1 pseudogene is annotated in these 1,128 nt (G+C 74.7%); it reads right to left on the bottom strand.

The window, feature by feature from the left end:
- Window positions 1–790: 790 nt before the first annotated feature.
- Window positions 791–1,128 (bottom strand): annotated as a pseudogene (locus IZR01_RS51920) (hypothetical protein); the annotation flags it as partial.

The following is a 1,128-nucleotide window of genomic DNA, read 5'->3' as shown; positions in this document are numbered from 1 at the left end:
GGTACGGAGGTGCGGAGGTGCGGAGGTGCGGAGGTGCGGAGGTGCGGAGGTGCGGAGGTGCGGAGGTGCGGAGGGTGCGAGAGTGGGCAGCCGTCGGTCCGGTCGGCGGGGCGCTGGGCTGGCTCGCGGGCGGGCAACGGACGGTGGGCGGTGGCGGCGGATGTTGAGGCGCGGCCGAGCTGGCCGATGGGGCGCCAGGGCCGGTTCGCCGAAGCTTCGGGGCGGAGCGTGGCTTCGCGGCGGGTGAGCGAATGTGCGGGCGCACGCATCGCGCGCATGCTGCCCAAGCGCAGCATTGCGACAGGCAGCTCACATAGCACCAGCGCACGGACGAAGCACCGCACGGCAACGCGCGAGCCGATGGGCAGCACACAGCCACGCCGCCATACCCGCGTGCCCCGATGTTCGCGCCGAGTCACGTCGCCATGCCCGCGTGTCCCGATGCCCCGATGCGCGTGCCGAGCCACGCCGCCCCCCTCGTGTGTCCGCGCCCTGTCATGCCGTTCCGGCCGCGGGGCCACGCGCCAGAACGCCGAAGCCGGTAGGCCCACGCGCGCGGCGTGGCGGCGTGGCGGCGTGCCATGGTGGGCGGCTGGTTCTCTCCTTTCCCCCACCCCCATCCCACCTGCTTTTTGGACGCGCGTGGGCGCGTCGCGAGGGGCGGCCGGTCCCGCTGCCGGCCGCGTGTCTCGTTGCGAGGGTGCTTGAGTGCGGCCCTGGGTGGGCCGCGGACTCAAGCGGTGTCGGTGTCGGTGTCGGTGTCAGTGACAGAGTTGGTGTCAGCGTGTTGTCATGCGGCGGCGGGTAGGTTCATCGCCTCCGTGGTTGGGGTGGGCCCCGCGTCGCTCGGATCGGTGCTCGTGCCGACGCCGGGGCCGGCGGCGAGTGCTGGGCCGGCGGCTGTTGCCTCCGCACTCGCGTTGGTCTTGGCTTCGGCCCTGGCTTCGGCGCTCGCTCTGGCACCTACGCCCGCGCCCACGGGCTCCAGCTCAGGTGTGCCGGCGCCAGCACCAGCCCCCACCCCAGCGCCTGCGCTGGTGGCTGTGGCTGTGGCCAGGGCCGCCTCGCGGCGGCGGCCGGGGCCGGGGATGCGGGTGGCGCCGGGGGGTGTGGCGCGGCGGTAGACGG

This window comes from Catenulispora pinisilvae (assembly GCF_015356865.1).
In the GTDB taxonomy this organism is placed as follows: Bacteria; Actinomycetota; Actinomycetes; order Streptomycetales; family Catenulisporaceae; genus Catenulispora; species Catenulispora pinisilvae.
This window is presented reverse-complemented; position numbering and strand designations above follow the sequence as displayed.